This window comes from Pseudodesulfovibrio thermohalotolerans (genome assembly GCF_021353295.2).
Lineage (GTDB): Bacteria > Desulfobacterota > Desulfovibrionia > Desulfovibrionales > Desulfovibrionaceae > Pseudodesulfovibrio > Pseudodesulfovibrio thermohalotolerans.
Genome location: NZ_CP120635.1, coordinates 887,344 through 907,500 on the forward strand (window position 1 = coordinate 887,344; position 20,157 = coordinate 907,500).

Below are 20,157 nucleotides of genomic sequence, written 5' to 3' on the forward strand. Positions count from 1 at the left end.
CCCCGCGGAAACACCGTTTTCGCGGGGGCCTGTACGTTTGCCCGCCAAAGCGCGAAGTCTGATTTGCGGGTGAAGTCGTATATAAGATATTTTATTGACGTTTCATTTGTGCTATGCCGATTCTCAAATGGGAGTTCAAATGGATATTTACGCGCACTCATTGGAGAATACGGGACCGGAAAATTGGCAGACGCTGGAAGATCACCTGCGGAACGTGGCGGACAGGGGGGCCGGTTTCGCCGGTGCTTTTGGGGCTGCGGAATGGGGGCGCATACTCGGCGCGTATCACGACATCGGCAAGCGCAATCCAAAGTTCCAGCAGCGGTTGACGGGCGAATACACCGGCCACGCCGACCACAAGGGGACCGGAGCCAGGCTCTTCGACGAACTCGGCAACGCTTTCGGGCGCATGGCCGCCTATTGCATCGCCGGGCACCATAGCGGATTGCCGGATTTTTATGGAACCGATTACGGGGCATCGTTGGGCCGGATCATTGAAAAGGCTTACGCTTTGCCCGACGACAATCCGCTGGACGGCCTTGAGCCGCCCGAGTGGCCGTTTATGCCGCAAAACGGTTTCCAATGTTCCTTTTTGATTCGAATGCTCTTTTCTTCCCTGGTGGATGCGGACTTTCTCGACACCGAATCGTTCATGGACGCCGAGAAAAGCTCGTGGCGTGTTTCGGGACCGTCCCTCGAATCCCTGCGAGCTGCCCTGGACCGCAAGCTCGCCGAGTTTGACGGTGCGGGCCGGATCAACGGGCTGCGTGCCGAGATACTGGCCCACTGCCGGAAACAGGCCGTCCTTGATCCCGGCCTGTTCACCCTGACCGTCCCCACCGGCGGCGGCAAGACCCTGTCATCCATGGCGTTCGCCCTGGATCACGCGCTCAGGCACGACATGCGGCGGGTGGTCCATGTCATCCCGTACACCTCCATTATCGAGCAGAACGCCCGCGTTTTCCGCGACGTGTTCAGGGAGTTCCCCGGCGCGGTCGTCGAACATCACAGCAATTTCGACGCGGATTCAACCTTTGGCGGCGTGGACAACGCACGCGAGTCCGAAGCGGCCCGCCGTCATCGGTTGGCCTGCGAGAACTGGGACGCGCCCGTGGTGGTCACCACCAACGTGCAGTTTTTCGAGTCCCTGTTCGCGGCCAAAACGTCTCGTTGCCGCAAGCTGCACAATCTGGCCGGGTCGGTGATCGTTCTGGATGAGGCGCAGATGCTGCCCGTGGATTTCATGGACCCCTGCCTGCGCGCCCTTGAGGAGCTTGCCGCCCATTACAGATGCAGTGTGGTCCTGTGCACGGCCACCCAGCCCGCTTTGCGCCGGGAGGATTTCGCGCGCGGCCTGGCCGGGCTTGACGGACGCGAGCTGGCCCCGGACCCGGTTAGGTTGCACAAAGCCTTTGAGCGGACGGAGCTGCACGATCTCGACGAGTTGGGCCTCCCGGAAGTGGCCGATCTGGTCCGGGAGCGGGATCAGGTCCTGTGCATAGTCAACACTCGCGCCCGGGCGTCCGAGCTGTTCGGGATGATTAGGGACGAATCCGGGGCGCGGCACCTGAGCGCGTTGATGTGCCCGGCCCATCGCTCCGAACGGCTGAACGAGATCAGGGCCATGCTGTCGGCCGGAAAGCCGTGCCGCGTGGTGTCCACGCAGTTGGTCGAGGCAGGCGTTGACGTATCATTCCCCGAAGTGATCCGTGAGATGGCGGGGCTGGACTCCATTGTCCAGGCGGCGGGACGGTGTAACCGCGAGGGCGAACGCGAGGGGACCGCGCCGGTGTCGGTGTTTTACCCGGCGGAGGGTTTGCCCAAGGCCTTTGCCGCTCAGGCGGGACATGCGGCTTCGGTGCTGCGCGGCCCGGAAGGAAGGGACCCGTTTTCGCCCGAGGCCGTAAAGCGGTATTTCGGGCTGCACTACTGGCTGGAGAGCGACCATATGGACCAAAAGAGAATCATGGAGTCCCTGGGCGATGAAGACGGGAAAGGGGAATGGTATTTCAAGCGGGCCGAGCATGACTTTCGGCTTATCGACAACCCCATGGTTCCGGTCATTATCCCTTGGGACGACACGGCGCGGAAGCTGTTGGACGATCTTCGTTACGCCGAGCATCCGGGCGGAATCCTGCGCAGGCTGCAACAGTACACGGTGCAGGTTTACGACCGCCAGTTCAAGGCGCTGGATGAAGCCGGCGGCCTGGAGATGGTCGTCGACGGATGCGCCGCGCTGAGTCGAGAGGAGTTGTATGACGATTTGTTCGGCCTGGCCGTGCTTACTGACTCTTTTTCCAAGAGTTTTATCTTTTAGGAAAGGTTGACGGCCCAAGTTTCTTCATGCATCTTAATACAATGGGAGAGGTTAGCGTGGATTGAAACACTAGTTAGGATTTATGTACTTATGTCGCTAACCTCTTCCTATCTAGTGAATTGTTTTCACTTGCCGTCGTCACTTTTTTCGGATACGACAGGTTAAACATCTTTGATGTGATTAAGCGCACGGGTGTCCAGGCAATGTCAGATCATTCAGGAGTTTCACTAGATATGATTTATACTAAAATTAAATTTCGACATTTGACTGTATTCTTTTGTCGCCTTGCGATTGATTTAGGTATGCTGCCTGCCGATTGGCTTTTGTCTATCCAATTGGTTTTCGGGGTTGTGTCTATCCTTGTTGGCTTTTTGAAAAAACAAAATAAAAGGGGCTGTACCAGGTAACTAATTTTGGTTATCTGGTACAACCCCAAACAAAAAAATTAGAACATTGCATCGCAAAAGGAGTATTCAGGTAAATATTTGAATGAATATTTTATTTTCTTTCTCGCTATATGCTTATTCTGAAGCACAATCACTGCAGGTAATAACTTATGACTTGAGAAGTGGGCAAGTTTTAATCGATAGTATTGGTGTACGAGTGCTTATTTGTTTATTCTGTGTTTTGTTTTGATGTTTTTAAGTGAGCATATAACAGTTCAAGATAACAATTAAATCAATATGTTTTGAATATTTTTATTGTTGTTCAAATAGTTGGTTTTGAATAAGGTCCGCAGACAAACAACACGGAGGTGTGATTCGTGTCAGGAATCCAACTCAGAGTCTGGGGAGAGTACGCCTGTTTTACCCGGCCGGAACTCAAGGTGGAACGCGTCAGCTACGACGTGATGACTCCTTCGGCGGCGCGGGGAATATTGGAAGCGGTGTACTGGAAACCGTCCATCCGGTGGGTGGTGGATCGTATCCATGTCATGAAACCCATACGATTCGACAACGTGCGTCGCAACGAGGTGTCGGCCAAGGTGCCGCTCAAGGGCGCAACCGGGGTGAGCAGCGCCATGAAGAAGGGCGTCCCGCTTCGTTTGTATGTCGAGGACAACCGGCAGCAGCGGGCGGCTTTGCTGCTGCGCGATGTGGAGTACGTCATCGAGGCGCACTTCGAGTATACGTCCGCCGAGGACCGCAACGACGGCAAGCATCTGGACATGTTCAACCGGCGGGCGAAAAAGGGACAGTGCTTTCACCGTCCCTATCTCGGATGCCGCGAGTTTGCGGCCTTTTTCGAGCCGGTCGAAGGTGAGATCCCAGCGTCGCCCCTGTTCGGCGAGGAACCGCGCGATCTCGGCTGGATGCTTTACGACCTCGACTACCGCAACAACATGACCCCCTTGTTCTTCCGCCCGTCCCTGGAACGCGGTGTGGTCGAGGTGACCAAGGCGTTGGAGCGCGAGGGGGTTGTTTCATGATATTGCAAGCCCTGAATCAATATTACAAGCGGCTGCTCGACGATCCGAAGGCACAAGTTTCCGAGTTCGGGTTCGGGCTGCAAGGGGTGCATTTCGCCCTGACGCTGGACCGAAGCGGCGCGTTGGTGGGACGTCCCATGGATTTGCGCGAAGAGAAGGGCCGCCCGCGTCGAATTGAAGTACCGGGTCCTGTTGTGAAGGCTAACGGAATTAAATCCAACTTTGCCTGGGACAACACCGGGTATGTGCTCGGCGCGGACGACAAGGGCAAACCCGAGCGGACGGCCATGACCCATGCGGCCTTCAAGACGCTGGCCTTCGAGGCGCTGAACGGCGTGGACGACGAGGGCGCGGCGGCCCTGCTGGCCTTTCTGGAGCAATGGGACCCGGAGCGGGCTGCGGAACTGCCGGGCTGGGAGGAGATGGTTGGCCTGAACATCGTCTTCATGCTCGACGGAGAGCCGGGCTTTCTGCACGACCGTCCCGCGTTCCGCCGGGCGTGGCGCGATCATCTGACGGCGGGGAATGACGAATTCGAGACGGGGCAATGCCTTGTCACCGGCGAAGTCGCCCCCATTCCCCCCACCAATGCCAAGATCAAGGGCGTGCCCGGGGCGCAGACCGCCGGGGCCTCGCTGGTCTCGTTCAACATCGACGCGGCCAAGTCCTACGGCAAAGAGCAGAACCTCAACTCCCCGATTTCCGTGCGGGCGGCCTTTGCCTACACCACGGCACTCAACTGTCTGCTCGCCCCGGACAGCACGCGCAAGGTGCAGGTGGGCGAGACCACGATGGTCTTCTGGGCCGAAGCGCCGAGTCAGGCCGAGGTTCTCTTCGGGTACGCCATGGGAGCCAAGAAGTCCGAGGATAACAGCCTGGTCCAGCGCATGGAGCGGTACCTCGGGGATGTCGCCCAAGGAAAATATCCCGAGGAGTTCGGTGAAGCCCGGACGCCGTTTTACGTGCTCGGCCTTTCGCCCAATGCGGCGCGGCTCTCCGTGCGTTTCTGGCATGTCGGAACCGTGGGACAGATGGCGGAAAATCTGGGAGCGCATTTTCGCGCCCTGTCTCTGCAACGCCGTTTTGACAACGAGCCGGAACACCCGAGCCCGTGGCAGTTGTTGCGGGAACTGGCCCTGCAACGGGACATCAGAAACCTGTCGCCGCTTTTGCCCGGCCAGTTTCTTCGGTCAATTATACAGGGTCGGCCTTATCCGCAGACCCTCCTTTCCGCCGCCATCGGTCGCATTCGGGCCGACAGGGAAATAACGTATCTGAGGACGGCCATACTCAAGGCCTTCCTGCTTCGAAGCAATGCAAATGAGGAGATAACCATGCATCTGAACGAGGAAAATCGGGAAACCGGGTATCTGCTCGGCAGGTTGTTTGCCACGCTGGAGCGTACGCAGAATGCCGCTTTGGGAAACGTCAACGCCTCGGTGCGTGACAAGTACTTCGCCTCGGCAGCGGCTACGCCCGGGCTGGTCTTTCCCATTATCATCAGTAACGCGCAAAACTGGTTGTCCAAGATCGCCAAGGACAAGGAGAAGGGAGGACTGGCCCACTATTATGACCGCATTATGATGAAGATCATCGGCAACATGGATGACACGGCAGGATATCCCAAGACCCTTTCGTTGCGGGAACAGGGCTTGTTCACCATCGGTTACTACCAGCAGATGCAGGACTTCTACACCAAAAAAGAAAAGGACACGGAGGAATAGATCATGACCGCCATCAATAATCGCTATGAGTTCATCTACCTGTTCGATGTGGAAAACGGCAATCCCAACGGCGACCCGGACGCGGGCAACACTCCGCGTATCGACCCCGAAACCGGTTTTGGTCTTGTCACCGACGTGTGCCTCAAGCGCAAGGTCCGCAATTATGTGGATATCGTGAAGCAGGGGGCCGAGAGCTACAATATCTATGTGGCCGAACGGGGCGTGCTGTCGCAGACGCGTGAACCCGCTTACAAGACCGAGGAAGTCAAGAAGCTCAAGAAGAAGGAAGAGCAGGTGGCTGCGGCACGGCAGTGGATGTGCGACAATTTCTTTGACGTGCGTACCTTCGGGGCGGTCATGTCCACCAAGGAGAACAACTGCGGACAGGTGCGCGGGCCGGTGCAGTTGACCTTTGCCCGGAGCATCCAGCCAATCGTGCCGGCCGAGGTGTCCATCACCCGCATGGCCGTGGAGACCGCCAAGGAGGCCGAGGCGCAGGAGGGCGGCAACCGCACCATGGGGCGCAAATACATCGTGCCTTACGCCCTGTATCGCGCCGAAGGGTTCGTTTCCGCGCATCTGGCGCAGGGCGACAAGGGGACCGGCTTTTCCGAGGCCGACCTTGAGCTGTTCTGGCAGGCCCTGGCGAATATGTTCGACCACGATCATTCCGCGGCCCGGGGCAAGATGAGCCCGCGTGGTCTGATTGTCTTCAAGCATCAGGACGCCCTGGGTAATGCCCCGGCGCACAAGCTCTTCGAGGCCGTGACCGTGAAGCGCAGGGAAGAGGACGCGGAAGCTCCAGCCCGTTCCTTTGCGGATTATGCGGTTTCGGTAGACCGGGATGCGGTTCCCGATACTGTGGACGTTGAAGTGAAGTTCTAGCCCATGGACCGGACCCTGCCCCTTTCCGCGTTGCAGCATTACCTGTACTGCCCGAGGCAGTGCGCGCTCATTCATGTGGAAAAAGTCTGGGAGGAGAACCGGTTCACCGCCGAAGGGCGGCTTTTGCACCTCCGCGCCGATGCCGGAAATCCGGGGCGGCGCGGAGGTGTCATCCAGGATCGGGCCGTGCCGTTACGCAGTGATCGGCTGGGGCTTTATGGTGTGGCCGACGTTGTGGAGATGAGGCCCGGCTCGGACGGGCGCGAGGTGCCGTTTCCCGTGGAGTACAAGCGTGGCAGCCCCAAGGTCGAGGATTGGGACCGCGCCCAGCTTTGCGCCCAGGCAATGTGTCTGGAGGAGATGCTCGGCGTGGCCGTGCCGGAAGGGGCCATCTTCTACGGCAAGCCCCGGCGCAGGGAGCGAGTTGTTTTCGACGCCCGGTTGCGCGAGGCTGTCGAGGGGTATTGCCGGGATCTGCACGCCATGGTCGAACGGGCCGAGACCCCGGAGGCCGTGGCCGGAAAGCGGTGCCGAAATTGTTCCCTGAAGAGCACGTGTATGCCTAGCGCGTCCCGACGGGTGGAAAACTATTTGCTGAAGGGATTGGACCCGTGAAAAAGCTATTGAATACGCTCTACGTCACCTCTCAGGGCACCTACCTGTCCAAGGACGGGGAGTGCGTGGTGGTGCGGGCCGAGGACGGAGTGAAGCGGCGCTTTCCGGTCCACGTGCTGGACGGCATCGTCTGTTTCGGCAACGTGTTGTGCAGTCCTTTTTTGCTTGGTCATTGCGGAGAGAAGGGGCTGGCCGTGTCGTTTTTGACCGAGCGGGGACGGTATCTGGCCGGGGTGCGCGGTCCGCAGAGCGGCAACGTCCTGCTTCGGAGGGCTCAATATCGGTTGGCCGACGAGGCGGAGGCATCGTCGCGGTTGGCACGCGCCATTATTGCGGGGAAGATAGCCAATTCGCGAGCGGTGCTCCGTCGTTGCTTGCGCGACCACAGGAATCGCGTGGACGCCCTCGCCATGAACGGGGCAATATCCATGCTCGACGCGTGCGCCGAACGCCTGCGCCACCCTGTGAGCCTGGACGAGGCTCGCGGCATGGAAGGGCAGGCGGCCAACGCCTATTTTGCGGTCTTTGACAATCTGATTCTTGCCGAGGACCGGACGTTTCATTTCGAAGGCAGGAACCGGCGGCCGCCATTGGATGCGGTAAATTGTCTCCTTTCCTTTGTCTATACGCTGCTCGCCCATGACGTGCGTTCCGCGCTGGAAGCGGTGGGCCTTGATCCGCAGGTTGGTTTTCTGCATCGGGACAGACCCGGACGCCCCGGGCTTGCCTTGGACATAATGGAGGAATTTCGGCCGTTCCTGGCGGACAGGCTGGTACTTTCTCTGATAAATCGGGGCGAGGTGCGCGCCCGTGGATTCGTGAGCAAGGAGAGCGGTGCGGTATTCATGGACGAAGACACGCGCAAGACGGTGCTGACGGCGTGGCAGAAACGGAAACAGGAGGAAGTGGCGCATCCGTTTTTGAAGGAACGCATCTCGCTTGGGTTGGCCTTTCATGTCCAGGCGCAGCTTATGGCGCGCGCCATACGTAATGATCTTGACGGATACCCTCCTTACTTCTGGAGGTAAGAATGTTGGTGTTGGTCAGTTACGATGTGAGTTTCGAGGAATCGGGCGGCAAGCGGCGTTTGCGCAAAATCGCCAAGATTTGCGAGAACTACGGGCAGCGGGTGCAGTATTCCGTATTCGAATGCGTGGTCGATCCTGCTCAGTGGGCACATTTGCGTCATAATTTGCTCGAAGCATTTGATGAGGACCGTGACAGTTTGCGGTTTTATTTTTTGGGGAAGAATTGGCAACGGCGGGTGGAGCAGCACGGGGCAGGTGTCGCCTACGATCCGGAGAGGGACACCCTCATTCTTTAGCGCGAACCCCAAGCGGTCGGTAAAATCCCGGCAGGTTCGCGTTACGGTAAAAGCAAGTTGATACAATCAACAAAGAAGGCAAGGTCGGAATCTGAACAGATTTGAGGCGTCCGTTTCCCTTGGTTCGCGATGTTTGCCTTGGCAACCCGCGTCCAAAGGGCGTTCGGCGTCCCACAGTCGCCCCCCACCCGGGGGCGTGGATTGAAACAACAAGGACTCTAAGCTGCTCTGCGTAGCCCGGCGTCGCCCCCCACCCGGGGGCGTGGATTGAAACCGGCGCGGATACAGCACCCAAAAGAGGCTCGTCGGTCGCCCCCCACCCGGGGGCGTGGATTGAAACCAGAGCGTCTGTGGTTCAAAAGCGCTGGCAGGACGGTCGCCCCCCACCCGGGGGCGTGGATTGAAACAATATCGTTGTGATTAAGCACGATGGTTTCGAATGTCGCCCCCCACCCGGGGGCGTGGATTGAAACAGCCGTGAGCAACGATACATCGTGGAACTTGGCGGTCGCCCCCCACCCGGGGGCGTGGATTGAAACCGGCGTTTTGCCGCCACGGTTGAGACGGAATGGGGTCGCCCCCCACCCGGGGGCGTGGATTGAAACCCGTGGCCTTGTCCTCGCCGCTCAGGTCCATGCGTCGCCCCCCACCCGGGGGCGTGGATTGAAACGGCCATCACGCCCATGTAGTCGGGCAGCCCCGTGTCGCCCCCCACCCGGGGGCGTGGATTGAAACAGGAATCATTTGCATCTGGTCACCTCTAGACGTTGGTCGCCCCCCACCCGGGGGCGTGGATTGAAACGTTGATGGTGGAGGCGTAGGTGGCGGTGTTGTCGGTCGCCCCCCACCCGGGGGCGTGGATTGAAACAGGCTTGTGCTGCGCCGGTCCGGGGGGTGGTTCTGTCGCCCCCCACCCGGGGGCGTGGATTGAAACCCGAACTTCTTTTGTGCCGGGGGGAACTTACCGGCGTCGCCCCCCACCCGGGGGCGTGGATTGAAACGTCTTTATCCATACCCCGCGCAACGTCAGAAACGAGTCGCCCCCCACCCGGGGGCGTGGATTGAAACAAGTGCATAATTTGCTGCTAGTAAATCAACAGGAAGTCGCCCCCCACCCGGGGGCGTGGATTGAAACAGCGCAGAATGAAGGTTCAGAACATGAATAGAAAGTCGCCCCCCACCCGGGGGCGTGGATTGAAACAAGGTGTTGACGAAACGCCACCTTGAATCCCACGGCGTCGCCCCCCACCCGGGGGCGTGGATTGAAACATTATTCTATTATCGAGTGTGTCTTCGATTTCATGTCGCCCCCCACCCGGGGGCGTGGATTGAAACTATAATAAACCATATCTTATTATCGAGAACAATGGTCGCCCCCCACCCGGGGGCGTGGATTGAAACACACATCAGGCCGCACTCATCGACGATGATCTTGGTCGCCCCCCACCCGGGGGCGTGGATTGAAACCTGCATGGACCCGTCGATGAACGCGCCCAGGCGGGTCGCCCCCCACCCGGGGGCGTGGATTGAAACCAGTCTCTCCATCATGGCGAACACCTACGAGGCCGTGTCGCCCCCCACCCGGGGGCGTGGATTGAAACTGTAACGTATTGAATTTATTGACCGTAAATTTAGGTCGCCCCCCACCCGGGGGCGTGGATTGAAACTTCCTGGCGGGCTTCTTCCGCGAAATCCTCAGCGAGTCGCCCCCCACCCGGGGGCGTGGATTGAAACATGGGCCGCAGCTTGCTGGCAACCCACTTACGGGGTCGCCCCCCACCCGGGGGCGTGGATTGAAACTATTTTTTTCTTGACCATGGCGTAAAATTTAGGAGTCGCCCCCCACCCGGGGGCGTGGATTGAAACTGCCGTTAACGTGAGATCGTATAATTTCATTTAAGTCGCCCCCCACCCGGGGGCGTGGATTGAAACCAGTACGGCAATGACGTGTACAGCGTGACGTGTCCCGTCGCCCCCCACCCGGGGGCGTGGATTGAAACTCACGCCACTGGTAGTAGACCGCCATCATGGCGTCGCCCCCCACCCGGGGGCGTGGATTGAAACGAGAATCCCTTTCTGGGGGTTGCGCCACATGCGGGTCGCCCCCCACCCGGGGGCGTGGATTGAAACATACCAGTTTGTTTTTTGATGAGCCGCCCGACAGGTCGCCCCCCACCCGGGGGCGTGGATTGAAACCTGCCGCAGTATTGGCTGCGTCAAGTCGGTCCTGATGTCGCCCCCCACCCGGGGGCGTGGATTGAAACACGGTTGGAGTAGGGCTGGCCCTTGGCGTCCAGAGTCGCCCCCCACCCGGGGGCGTGGATTGAAACAGGTGCTGAAGAGCTTCCTGTTGAACTGTTCGGGGCGTCGCCCCCCACCCGGGGGCGTGGATTGAAACCTCGCTGATCAGGCCACGGTCGGCGGCGTCGCCCGTCGCCCCCCACCCGGGGGCGTGGATTGAAACCGCCTGGAGCGACACGCCGAACATGCCGGGAATGTCGCCCCCCACCCGGGGGCGTGGATTGAAACCATGGAATCCCCTGCGACATTAATCACTGCAAAGGTCGCCCCCCACCCGGGGGCGTGGATTGAAACCCACCCTTGGACATTTAACCCCCCCCCCTACCAGTCGCCCCCCACCCGGGGGCGTGGATTGAAACGGACGCCTGGGAGCATGAGGTTTACGAGCGGAAGTCGCCCCCCACCCGGGGGCGTGGATTGAAACTTGGATTGCTTATTATCCTCGCCTCCATTTGCGTCGCCCCCCCCACCCGGGGGCGTGGCTGGGGGCTGCGGTTTTATGCGAAAACGATGCCTACGGCCAGCCCGACCAGATCCGAGCGGAAGGCGAATGGGAGCAGCTGCGAACGGGTGGTTTTTTGGCCCTCGGACCCCGCCTTGCCGATGATGGCCGGACCAAAACTCTCGGCCTGAGTCCGGCCGGGCGGGCAAACTGCGGCGAGTGTCCCCGCCAGGAGAAAGAGCAGGGTTCCGGTCAGGATTCGTGCAAAAAACGTCTCGATCATCAGATGCGCCGTTGATGGTTCAAATGAGTCCAAGTGGCTTGCGCGCCAACCGATCCGCCATGGGATCGCCTATATGGCTCCGCGTCCGTTGTTAGCATCCCGGCCGTGAAGTGAAAACAGTTTCCTGCCTCGAAATGTGATGCCCCGGTGCGGGCGGGCGATCTACATGGTTTCGGGAAATTCGATGGCGTCCTGCGGGCAGACTTGGATGCAACTGCCGCATTCGTCGCACCGTTCGCCGTTGACCCGGTAGACGTCGCCTTCCTCGATGGCCTTGAAGGTGCAGGCTTCGCGGCATTCGCCGCAGGCGATGCACTTGTCGGGATCGATGCGGACCCCGGCCTCCCGGACGGTCTCCCCGCCAAAGGCGAAGCGCGTGCGCAACAGCTTGTGGTCGCGGTTTTCCATCTCGAAGTCGTAATCGTAGATTTCCCCCTTGCCCCGGAATATGCAGAACAGCCTCATGGCGGGGTAGCGTTCGGCATCCTCCAGGGCGTACCTGTGGGGTTCGCTGCCGCCTTCGGCCTTTTTTTTCACTTCGTCTTCCGGGATCTCCCGGACCTCGCCCGTGATGCGCAGGAAAAAGCCGGGCTGCCAATACGGCTGGCCCACCTTGTTTTTCCCTTCCTTCCGGCCGGACGGGTATATTCCACATACGGACACATGGGGGTTGCCCTTCAACTGACGGTAAAAGGGCTTGATGTTCATGGTCAGGAAGTAGATGCCTTCGTCGTCTCCCCCACACACGCTGACGATCCTGCTGTGCATGGTGGTGTTGTCGAGGGTGGTGAAAGTGAGACAGCCGATTTTTTCGATGGCCGAATGGATTTCCTGCATGGTCATAGGACCTCTCCTATCTGGAAAATTGCTGATATTTGCTTCGGATGGCATCCCGAAAAGACAATGGTGACGTGCCCGTCTCCCGCTTGAAGAAGCGGCCGAAGTACGACGGGTCTTCGAAGTTGAGGCTGAAACATATCTCGGACACGTTCATGTCGGAGTGGGCGAGCAGCCGTTTGGCCGCCATCACCTGTTCGTTGCGAACGATTTGGCCGGGCGTGAGCCCTGTGCCGTCCTTGATGACCTCGTTGAGTCTGCTGACGCTGACATTGAGCTTCTCGGCGTATTCCTGAATGTTGGTCTGGCTTGCATACAGCTCCGAGACCAGCCGCTTGAACCCGCGTACCAGCCGGTGCTCCCTGCGGCCTTTCACTTTGGTCATCTCTTCGGCGGCGATGCGCTGCAACTGGACGATGAAGATGTGAAAGGAGGCCCGGAGCACGGACACATAACCTTCGCGGCGTTCGGCGTACTCCTCGCGCATGGCGCTTAGCTGGGTTTCGATTGCGTGGCCGTGGCCTTCGGTGAGGCGGATCGTCGGCGAGTGGGTGGCGGTGTGGAAAAATTCCAGTTCCGGTATGCCGTCTCCCAGCCCGGCCGAAGAGATGAGGAAGTCTTCGCTGAAGGCCATGATGAAGCCGTCGAGTTTCGATTCCACCTGCCACAGGTGCAACTGTCGGGGAGAGACGAAAAACAGCGTGCCCGGTTCGATGTCGTAATATTCGAAATCGATGACGTGCCTTCCGCGCCCCCTGGAAACGTAGTGAACCACATAGAAATCGTGGCAGTGCGCCTCGCTCAGGTCGCTGATCGGACAGCCCGTGCCCACGGTGAATGGCCATATCTCGAAGTTGGACAATGCGTCGATGTGGTCCGCTGCCTTGTGCGTGGGGACTGCGTTCTTCATGTCCGCCACGATACCACGGACCGCGCCGATCGAACCAGCCATAAAAGGGCTCCCGGTTGTGCCGCGCGATCTCCATTTCATATTCATTCGCCTTGGTTGATGTGCAAGAACGCCCGGCCCGTGGCAGCGAGCCGGACGTTCGTTGCGCTAGAACTTGCCGTTGCCGTTTTTCCAGGCGTCACGGGGAAGGATTTCCTCGATGGTGTCCCAGTGCTCGACGAGCTTGCCGTCCTCGACCCGGAAAAGGTCGTAGAAGGCGGAGCGTTTGCCGAGGAATTCGCCTTCGGACACGCTGAGCACGAAGTTCCCTTCGCCGAGGATCATGTGGTTGGCGGTATAGGTCATCGGGGTTCCGGCGTCGGCCATGGCCTTCAGCGCCGCGCCCAGCGCTTCGAGCCCGTCGCCCATGGCGGGGTTGTGCTGAATGTAGTTTGTCGGGACGATGTAGTCGGTGATCTTGCCGGGATTGCGGCCCATGAGCACGTCTTCCACGAAGTCCTTCACGAGCGCCTTGTTCTCCTCGGTCTTGTCCAGGTCAATGGCGGCGGTGGGGCCGTCGAACTGCGTACGGCCGGAGGGGTTCGCCGGAGCCAGGGCCTGGAGGTTGTCCCAATGCTCGACGATCAGGCCGTTTTCAAACCGGAAGATGTCGAACCCGGCCTTGGGGCCGAAGAAGTCGTATTCGGTGTGGAGAAAGACGTACTCGCCGTCCTGGAAGGCGCGGACCACGCGGGTCTTGGCGCTTCCGGCGGGCAACTGGGCGAGTGCCGCCCCGAAGCCCGCCAGTCCGTCGGCGATCAGCAGGTTATGCTGGATGTACTTGTCGGGATTCACGTACGAGGCCGGTCCGCTGTCGCCGGATTCGATGCTTTGGATCAGGGCGACCGCCTTTTCCTTGGAGGACAGGCCGGTTTCGCCTTCGGACCGGGCATTTTGCGCGCCGGCCGCGAAGGTAACGACCAGGGCCAATAATAAGATCAGTTTTTTCATGGGATATCTCCTGTTTGCTGTTGTCTAGAGGAGAAAAAATAACCGGTCCTATTCTTTGGAAAAAGGGATTGAATGGCGGAAGAGTGGCACTTTTGGCCGGGGAAAGCGGGAAGGGAGGGATTCACCGCCCGCGCATCGGCGGTTCGGTGCGCGGGCGGTTCTTGAGAATGAGAGAGATAGGGAGAGGAGCGGTCTCTCGCTTGGGAGCGTGCGCCTCAGCTCTTCCTGATGCCGAGCCTGGCCAGTCCGGCCAGGGAGGTCTCGCGGTATCCGCATTTCAGGTCGCGGCCCGTCTCCGCCATGGTTTGCACGACCTGGTCGAAGCTGATGCGGTGCTCGCCGTCTGTGAAAAGAACATATTCCGCAGCGTTGATGGCCCGGATGGCCGAGACCGCGTTGCGTTCGATGCAGGGCACCTGAACGTAGCCGCCGACCGGGTCGCAGGTCATGCCCAGATGGTGTTCCAGGGACATCTCGGCCGCGTAGTCGATCTGCATGAGCGAGCCGCCGAATAGGTAGGCAGCCATGCCGCCGGCCATGGCGCACGCGGTTCCTATTTCTCCCTGGCAGCCGACTTCCGCCCCGGAGATGGAGGCGTTCGTCTTGACGACGTTGCCGATCAGGCCGCCCACGGCCAGGGCGTGCAGAATCTCCATCTCGCCCAGGTCGTAGCTCTCCTGCATGGAGCGAAGGACGGCGGGGATCAACCCGGCCGAACCGCAGGTGGGCGCGGTGACGACCCTTCCGCCCGAGGCGTTTTCTTCGGCGACGGCCAGGGCGTAGGCGAACGTCTTGCCCGTGCTGCGTAACGGCCCCGACTGGGTTCGGGCCTTCTTGAAGAACGTGCTGGCCTTGCGGGGGTAGTGCAGCTCGCCGGGCAGGACACCCGTGCGCTTGAGGCCTCGTTCGACGGCGTCCTGCATGGCCCGCCAGATGTCCTCAAGGAACGGCCAGAGCTCAGGCCCTTCCTGTTCCTCGGCGTATTGCCACAGTTCCAGGTTGTTCTCCTTGCAATAGGCCGTGATGGCCGACAGCGTGGAGTGGGGATACAGGGTTTTCGTGCCCCGGGTCGGCGAATCGGCTTCGGCGATGGTGCCGCCGCCCACGCTGTACACTTCCCAGGAGTCCAGGACGGTCTCCTGGGCGTCCAGGGCCTTGAAGATCATGCCGTTGGAGTGGAAGGGACGCACGACCTCCGGCTTCCATACGATTTCCGTACGATCGGTCCCCAGGGTCTGTTCGATGATCCAGTCCGTGAGATGCCCCTTGCCCGTGGCCGCGAGGCTGCCGAACAGGGTTGCCCGATAGCGCGCGGCTTCGGGCGTGCGCTCCATGAACGCCTTGGCCGCTTTCTGTGGACCCATGGTGTGGCTGCTGGAGGGGCCGTTGCCTTTCTTGTAGAGCTCTTTCAGAGAATCCATTTTCTGTTCCGTTGTGAAAGATGGATGGGGCTGCCCGGGAAGCGGTGTCCCGGGCAGCGTTGCGGGAGTATGGTTCCGCGGCGGTCCCTAGGGCTGCCGCGTGACTTCCTTCAGGAGCTCCGCGAAGTAGGAGGCTCCCACCAGGATGCCGTGGTCGTTGAAGTCGAACTTGCTGTTGTGGAGGACGGGCGAATCCATGCCGTTGCCCACCCACACGAAGCACCCCTTGGTGTGCTGCATGTAGAAGGCGAAGTCCTCGCTCCCCATGGCCGGGAGTTCCTTGGTGCGTACGTTTTCCTCGCCCACCACGCGGGCCGCCGCCTTCATGGCCGGTTCCGGAGTGGAGTTCGTCAGCACCGGATGTTTCCGATGATAGGCGAACGACGTTTGCACCCCGTAGATGGAGGCCAGGCCGTCGGCCAGGCGGCCCAGGGATTCCTCAATGAGGTCCTGCACGCCGCTGTCCGTGGTGCGCACATTGCCGCGTATGACCACCTCGTCCGGGATGATGTTGTACGCGCTGCCGCCGTGCACCTGGGTGATGCTGATGACCGCCTTGTCGTGTGCCGAAACCATGCGCGTGATGATCGACTGCGCGCCTCCGATGAAGTCGGCCACCGCCGCGAACGGCTCCACGCAGAGGTGGGGGGAGGACGCGTGCCCGCTCTTGCCCCGGATGGTCACATCGAAACGGTCTTCCGAGGCCATTGCGGCTCCCGGATGGACGATGATGTGGTTCTCCGCGTGTCCGGGCCAGTTGTGCAGGCCGAACATGAGGTCGATTTTGTACTTTTCGAACAGGCCGTCCTCAATGATCTTGACCGCGCCGCCGAAGCCTTCTTCGCCCGACTGGAACAGGAGAAGCGCCGTGCCGTCGAAGTCCCGGTGGTCCGCCAGATAGCGGGCGAAGGTCAGCATGGTGGCGGTATGACCGTCGTGGCCGCAGGCGTGCATACGTCCTTCGGTCCGGGATTGGTAAGGCAGTCCGGTCTCTTCGGTGATTTCCAGTCCGTCCATGTCGGCGCGGAAGGCGATGGTCTTGCCCGGTCCGCGTCCCTCGACTATGGCCAACACCGAATTTGCGCCGATATCTTGGTGGTCGATTCCGAAGCCGTCGAGCTGTTCCTTCACGAATGCGGCGGTCCCGGCCGTCTCAAGGCCGATTTCCGGGCATGTATGCAGGTGCCTGCGGATGTCCCGCATCTCTTCGAAGCAGGCTTCGATCTCGGGATTCAGAGGCATTTAGATCTCTCCAAGGGATTTGAGGATGACCTGGGCGATACCGGCCGAGGCGATGTAGGTGCCGGCCATGACGAACAAGCTGATGACAGCGATGCGCCAGCCGGTGGCCTTCAGGGCCGGAAGATCCTTGCCTATGCCGACGCCCGCGTAGGCGAGGATCGGGGTGGTCAGGGCCAGGAAGTTGACCTTGGAAACCCAGCCCGCGACAACGGCATTGCCGGGAACGCCGGGCATGGTCAGGATCATTCCGAAGGTGATAACGTACAGGACGGCGGGCAGCTTGAAGACGTACTTGCTGGCCAGGATGCCGAGGATAGAGATCGCCACGAGCACGGCCATGCCGGGCAGGGCGTCGATGATGCCGAAGCCGTAGCCGATCCAGTTGCCGACCAGGGTGATGGCGGCCACGATGATAAGGACGATTGCGGATTCCGTGATCTTATTCATTGCTAGGCCTCCTGGGCGGCGCCGTACCGGATGCGGTAGACGATCTTATACAGTTTGTTAGCCAGGGGCAGTGCAATGAACATGGACATGTACAGACCGTCCAGCCCGGACAAGGTGTTGCTGGCCACGCCTAGCGCCTGGATCTTGTCGGCCATTTCGGGATAGATGGCCGAGAGGCTGCCCACGGTGGCGGTCATCATGCTGGCGGAACCGACGCCGGCGGCCATGGCCAGCGCATAGGGGTGGAACAGGTTCAGCGCGCTCAGGATGGATGCGGTCAGGCCGAAGAAGATGGTTCCGAAGACCGTGCCGCAGATGTAGACGCCCATGACGCCTCGTCCTTCGGGGGAATCCAGGCCGTACACTTCGCCGATGAGGGCGACGTTGGGCTCGCGGGCGATGGAGTGGGCCGCGCCCACGGCTTCGCGCTTCAGGCCGAGGAAGATGGCGATCGGAATGCCGATGAGCAGGGTTCCGATGTTGCCGAACTCCTGAAGGAGCAGGGCCGGACCGGCCTTGATGAGTTCGACGATGTTCGGGCCGACCAGGGTGCCGTAGCGGGCCATGAGCAGCATGAGGGTCAGGGCGACCAGGGAACTTGCGTGGCCCATGTCCTTGTCGTTGACGATCTTCAGGAATTTGGGCCCCATGAACGTGCCGATAATCACGGCGTAGAGCATGGGGATCAGGACCAACATGCCCGGACCAACGTCGAACTTGAGAATGCCGATCAGCTCAGAGCCGACCACCAGCGCGAGCACAAGCAGGTGGACCTTCACGTTTTTGATTGCGTCTACCATGGAATGTTACCTTTTGTTGGTTTGATTGATGCGTATCCGGCGCGCTCGTTGTCGCCCGCCCCCTCACTGGAGCGGGAGACCGCTTTGCGCCGGCCTCTCCTCTGAATTCGGAATCCTCTTCTTGCCCTCCCGCTAACAGGTTGGTGCGATTGATTGTTTTATATCGGACACGTCAGAAATATGTCCGAAAATGGCCAAAACAAAACGGGCGCACATTACAACTTTATTTGAAAAAGCTTTTTCGGACGTCCAACGGTGTGGGGAGCCCCTTGGCCCACCACGGCGGCATGGCCGTTGTCCAGAAATTTTTTGAGCACGCGTCTGGCGCTGCGTTCGCTAATGCCCAGGCAAGCGGCCAGATCGCCGGAGTCGAAAGTGTTCTTGCCCGTTTTTTCTATGATGGCCCGGATGCGGTCCAGATAGCGGGGGGTGGTGCCCATCTCCTTGGCGATGCGTTGCAGGGCGTTGTCTTCGACGCGCGTGCGGTAGAGCAGCTCGTCATCTTCGCCCAAAGGACCGCGAATGTGATCGTCGTGGACCAGGAACAGGCCGCCTTCGGGAAGCTCGCGGCTGTGCGAGATAGCCGTCTGTGCGGATTTCTCCGCTTCAAAGGCCGTGGTGCCGATGCCGATGCCCGAACTTACGTTGATGCTGTTCTTTCGGCCCCAGTCTATGAGTAGGCCGAACATGTCCAGATGTTCGGGGCTTTCGATGACTCCCCTTGTGGAAAAAATGACGTATTCACGCTTGCCTATGGTGAAGATACTTCCCTGGACAGCGCGCACGTAGTCGAGAAGTTCAAGGAAAAAGCGTCCCTCGTCCTTCATGCGGTCATATTGATTTGTGGAGTAGGTTTCGTTGCGGCTCAGTTGGATAATCTGGATGGCGATGCCTGCGGAACGGAGCCCCTGGGCCGCGATGGCGGTCAGGAGGTGCTCGACCGTATCGCGGACCTGGAGGGAGCTGGGCAACATGCGAAGCGCCGAGTGGCCGTGGGAAACCAGCTCCTGATACACCAGGCCGAAGCCGGAAATGGCCAGGTCGACCTGATCGGATTCAAGCAGCTCGCGGTGCCAGTCCAGGAATGCCTGTTCCGGCACTTTTGTCGAGAAGGGCATGGAATGAACCTTGCCGAAGGGGATGCCGAATTCTCGGACAACTTCATGCAGGATCTGATTCGTGACGCAGTCGATGCTGATGCGGTCGAAGGAGAGCCCAAGGCGGAGTACCTCGGAGAAGGCGCGGATCAGGCTGTAGGCTCCGCGTTCGATCTTGGCGTACGGTTTCGTCAGGATGCATCTGGCCTTGGCGGCGTCCTGTACGCCGATGCCGGAGAAAAGCAGGCCGTCGCATTCCATCTGGCATTGCTCGATGACTTCGTGGGTGTCTTCGATGCGCTCCCGGATGTATTCCCGGAATGGAACGTTCGGGAAGAACCGGACCATGGATTCCCGCATGATCTCCACCGAGTCGGAGGGGCCGATGAGCGCGATTGTCTTTTTCATTACATGCCGGTCGGAAGCGGTTACAGAGTAGTTACGGCCTTGTCCGAAAAATGCCCGTAAATGGTTTTTGCTAGCGGTTTCACATGAATTTGTCAACAGGGCTGAGCTATATTCCCCGGGGCTTCGGGGTATCCTCGTCGGTCGCGACCATATCATATTATATGCTTCGGGATTGTAGGGGCTGCTGATGCTCAAGCGATGAAATCGGGTCGCGGGTCATCGGACTCTTTAGCCTGGGGAGGAGTCTTGGTGGGGAAGGGGCTTCTCCGCCTGAGCGGACCGAGCTCGTGTGGGTTCAAGGCGTGGTCTGTCGGAGAGGCCGAGGCGTTGGTGTTGGAGGCGAATTGATGGATGTCTTCGAGAGCGTCTCGTGATATGGAGGATTGTTCGGGGGAGGACGAGGTTCAGGTTGGGGCCAGGGAGCATCCCCAGTCGCATTCAAGCGGCCAAGCACGGTCGTTCATATCTATAAGAGGTCTGTTGTAACGTGCTGATTTGATGTTTGTTGCGGGCGCAAACCGTGTGTTGGCGGGCTTTTCCGGGGAGCGGGGGCGCGGGGAGTGAAAAAAGATGCGATTGGACGAAAAAAGGTGTTGACTTGGGGAGGGCTAAAGCATAGTTTTCCCCTCCCGCCAACGAGTGGGGTCAACGTCCGCTTCGACGAAAAAAAAGTTGAAAAAAGGTG

The 20,157-nt window shown here is 59.8% G+C and carries 16 protein-coding genes and 1 CRISPR repeat array; of the genes, 7 read left to right on the forward strand and 9 right to left on the reverse strand.

Translation table 11 applies throughout. The features are described from left to right. Nucleotides 1–139: 139 nt before the first annotated feature. The 7 genes from cas3 to cas2 all read left to right on the forward strand — a co-directional run bounded on the left by cas3 (nt 140) and on the right by cas2 (nt 8,294). Nucleotides 140–2,317, forward strand: coding sequence for a CRISPR-associated helicase Cas3' (cas3, locus tag LF599_RS04015; RefSeq protein WP_279522381.1), 2,178 nt, complete (start codon nt 140–142; stop codon nt 2,315–2,317). Nucleotides 2,318–3,080: 763 nt separating this feature from the next. Beyond that, on the forward strand, nt 3,081–3,746 hold the full coding sequence (gene cas5c / locus LF599_RS04020; RefSeq protein WP_279522382.1) for a type I-C CRISPR-associated protein Cas5c: 666 nt from the start codon (nt 3,081–3,083) through the stop codon (nt 3,744–3,746). Continuing rightward, nucleotides 3,743–5,470 (forward strand): type I-C CRISPR-associated protein Cas8c/Csd1, encoded by a 1,728-nt coding sequence (gene cas8c / locus LF599_RS04025; RefSeq protein ID WP_279522383.1) that lies wholly within the window; start codon nt 3,743–3,745, stop codon nt 5,468–5,470. Before cas5c ends, cas8c begins: the two co-directional genes overlap by 4 nt. A 3-nt stretch (nt 5,471–5,473) precedes the next feature. Then, nucleotides 5,474–6,355, forward strand: coding sequence for a type I-C CRISPR-associated protein Cas7/Csd2 (gene cas7c, locus LF599_RS04030; RefSeq protein WP_279522384.1), 882 nt, complete (start codon nt 5,474–5,476; stop codon nt 6,353–6,355). Nucleotides 6,356–6,358: 3 nt separating this feature from the next. Next, complete coding sequence (gene cas4, locus LF599_RS04035) at nt 6,359–6,970, forward strand: CRISPR-associated protein Cas4 (RefSeq protein ID WP_269941693.1); 612 nt, start codon at nt 6,359–6,361, stop codon at nt 6,968–6,970. Then, complete coding sequence (gene cas1c, locus LF599_RS04040) at nt 6,967–7,998, forward strand: type I-C CRISPR-associated endonuclease Cas1c (RefSeq protein WP_279522385.1); 1,032 nt, start codon at nt 6,967–6,969, stop codon at nt 7,996–7,998. The genes cas4 and cas1c overlap by 4 nt, the downstream gene beginning before the upstream one ends. A gap of 2 nt (nt 7,999–8,000) precedes the next feature. Beyond that, on the forward strand, nt 8,001–8,294 hold the full coding sequence (cas2, locus tag LF599_RS04045) for a CRISPR-associated endonuclease Cas2 (RefSeq protein ID WP_279522386.1): 294 nt from the start codon (nt 8,001–8,003) through the stop codon (nt 8,292–8,294). Nucleotides 8,295–8,470: 176 nt separating this feature from the next. Continuing rightward, a CRISPR array of direct repeats spans nt 8,471–11,019; the repeat unit is 32 nt; unit sequence GTCGCCCCCCACCCGGGGGCGTGGATTGAAAC. A gap of 73 nt (nt 11,020–11,092) precedes the next feature. Here the strand turns inward: cas2 and LF599_RS04050 are convergent. From LF599_RS04050 to LF599_RS04090, 9 genes are all read right to left on the reverse strand, one after another. Further along, a complete protein-coding gene (locus LF599_RS04050; protein ID WP_279522387.1) occupies nt 11,093–11,320 on the reverse strand; it encodes a hypothetical protein in 228 nt (75 codons plus the stop codon). Between the two features lie 162 nt (nt 11,321–11,482). Beyond that, a complete protein-coding gene (locus tag LF599_RS04055; protein WP_279522388.1) occupies nt 11,483–12,163 on the reverse strand; it encodes a 4Fe-4S binding protein in 681 nt (226 codons plus the stop codon). 10 nt (nt 12,164–12,173) lie between these two features. Beyond that, nucleotides 12,174–13,109 (reverse strand): helix-turn-helix domain-containing protein, encoded by a 936-nt coding sequence (locus tag LF599_RS04060; RefSeq protein WP_279522389.1) that lies wholly within the window; start codon nt 13,107–13,109, stop codon nt 12,174–12,176. A gap of 105 nt (nt 13,110–13,214) precedes the next feature. Beyond that, on the reverse strand, nt 13,215–14,057 hold the full coding sequence (locus LF599_RS04065) for a nuclear transport factor 2 family protein (RefSeq protein WP_279522390.1): 843 nt from the start codon (nt 14,055–14,057) through the stop codon (nt 13,215–13,217). Between the two features lie 215 nt (nt 14,058–14,272). After that, complete coding sequence (locus LF599_RS04070) at nt 14,273–15,478, reverse strand: L-serine ammonia-lyase, iron-sulfur-dependent, subunit alpha (protein ID WP_279522391.1); 1,206 nt, start codon at nt 15,476–15,478, stop codon at nt 14,273–14,275. An 87-nt stretch (nt 15,479–15,565) separates the two neighbouring features. After that, complete coding sequence (locus LF599_RS04075; RefSeq protein WP_279522392.1) at nt 15,566–16,720, reverse strand: amidohydrolase; 1,155 nt, start codon at nt 16,718–16,720, stop codon at nt 15,566–15,568. After that, entirely contained in the window at nt 16,721–17,167 is a 447-nt protein-coding gene (locus LF599_RS04080) for a hypothetical protein (RefSeq protein ID WP_269941686.1), read from the reverse strand. Nucleotides 17,168–17,169: 2 nt separating this feature from the next. Next, nucleotides 17,170–17,967 carry a DUF3100 domain-containing protein gene (locus tag LF599_RS04085; RefSeq protein WP_279522393.1) on the reverse strand — a complete coding sequence of 266 codons (798 nt, stop codon included), beginning with the start codon at nt 17,965–17,967 and terminating at the stop codon, nt 17,170–17,172. Between the two features lie 215 nt (nt 17,968–18,182). After that, the gene (locus LF599_RS04090) at nt 18,183–19,472 is read right to left on the reverse strand and encodes a COG3415 family protein (RefSeq protein WP_279522394.1); all 1,290 of its coding nucleotides are present in this window, start codon (nt 19,470–19,472) and stop codon (nt 18,183–18,185) included. Nucleotides 19,473–20,157: the final 685 nt, after the last annotated feature.

Excerpts from the sequence above, each read along its gene's own strand:
- cas8c (WP_279522383.1), top strand. The coding sequence starts at position 3,743 with ATGATATTGCAAGCCCTGAATCAATATTACAAGCGGCTGCTCGACGAT.
- LF599_RS04055 (WP_279522388.1), bottom strand. The coding sequence starts at position 12,163 with ATGACCATGCAGGAAATCCATTCGGCCATCGAAAAAATCGGCTGTCTC.
- cas2 (WP_279522386.1), top strand. The coding sequence starts at position 8,001 with ATGTTGGTGTTGGTCAGTTACGATGTGAGTTTCGAGGAATCGGGCGGC.
- LF599_RS04090 (WP_279522394.1), bottom strand. The coding sequence starts at position 19,472 with ATGAAAAAGACAATCGCGCTCATCGGCCCCTCCGACTCGGTGGAGATC.
- cas7c (WP_279522384.1), top strand. The coding sequence starts at position 5,474 with ATGACCGCCATCAATAATCGCTATGAGTTCATCTACCTGTTCGATGTG.
- LF599_RS04065 (WP_279522390.1), bottom strand. The coding sequence starts at position 14,057 with ATGAAAAAACTGATCTTATTATTGGCCCTGGTCGTTACCTTCGCGGCC.
- LF599_RS04085 (WP_279522393.1), bottom strand. The coding sequence starts at position 17,967 with ATGGTAGACGCAATCAAAAACGTGAAGGTCCACCTGCTTGTGCTCGCG.
- LF599_RS04060 (WP_279522389.1), bottom strand. The coding sequence starts at position 13,109 with ATGGCTGGTTCGATCGGCGCGGTCCGTGGTATCGTGGCGGACATGAAG.
- LF599_RS04080 (WP_269941686.1), bottom strand. The coding sequence starts at position 17,167 with ATGAATAAGATCACGGAATCCGCAATCGTCCTTATCATCGTGGCCGCC.
- cas3 (WP_279522381.1), top strand. The coding sequence starts at position 140 with ATGGATATTTACGCGCACTCATTGGAGAATACGGGACCGGAAAATTGG.
- LF599_RS04070 (WP_279522391.1), bottom strand. The coding sequence starts at position 15,478 with ATGGATTCTCTGAAAGAGCTCTACAAGAAAGGCAACGGCCCCTCCAGC.
- LF599_RS04075 (WP_279522392.1), bottom strand. The coding sequence starts at position 16,720 with ATGCCTCTGAATCCCGAGATCGAAGCCTGCTTCGAAGAGATGCGGGAC.
- cas4 (WP_269941693.1), top strand. The coding sequence starts at position 6,359 with ATGGACCGGACCCTGCCCCTTTCCGCGTTGCAGCATTACCTGTACTGC.
- LF599_RS04050 (WP_279522387.1), bottom strand. The coding sequence starts at position 11,320 with ATGATCGAGACGTTTTTTGCACGAATCCTGACCGGAACCCTGCTCTTT.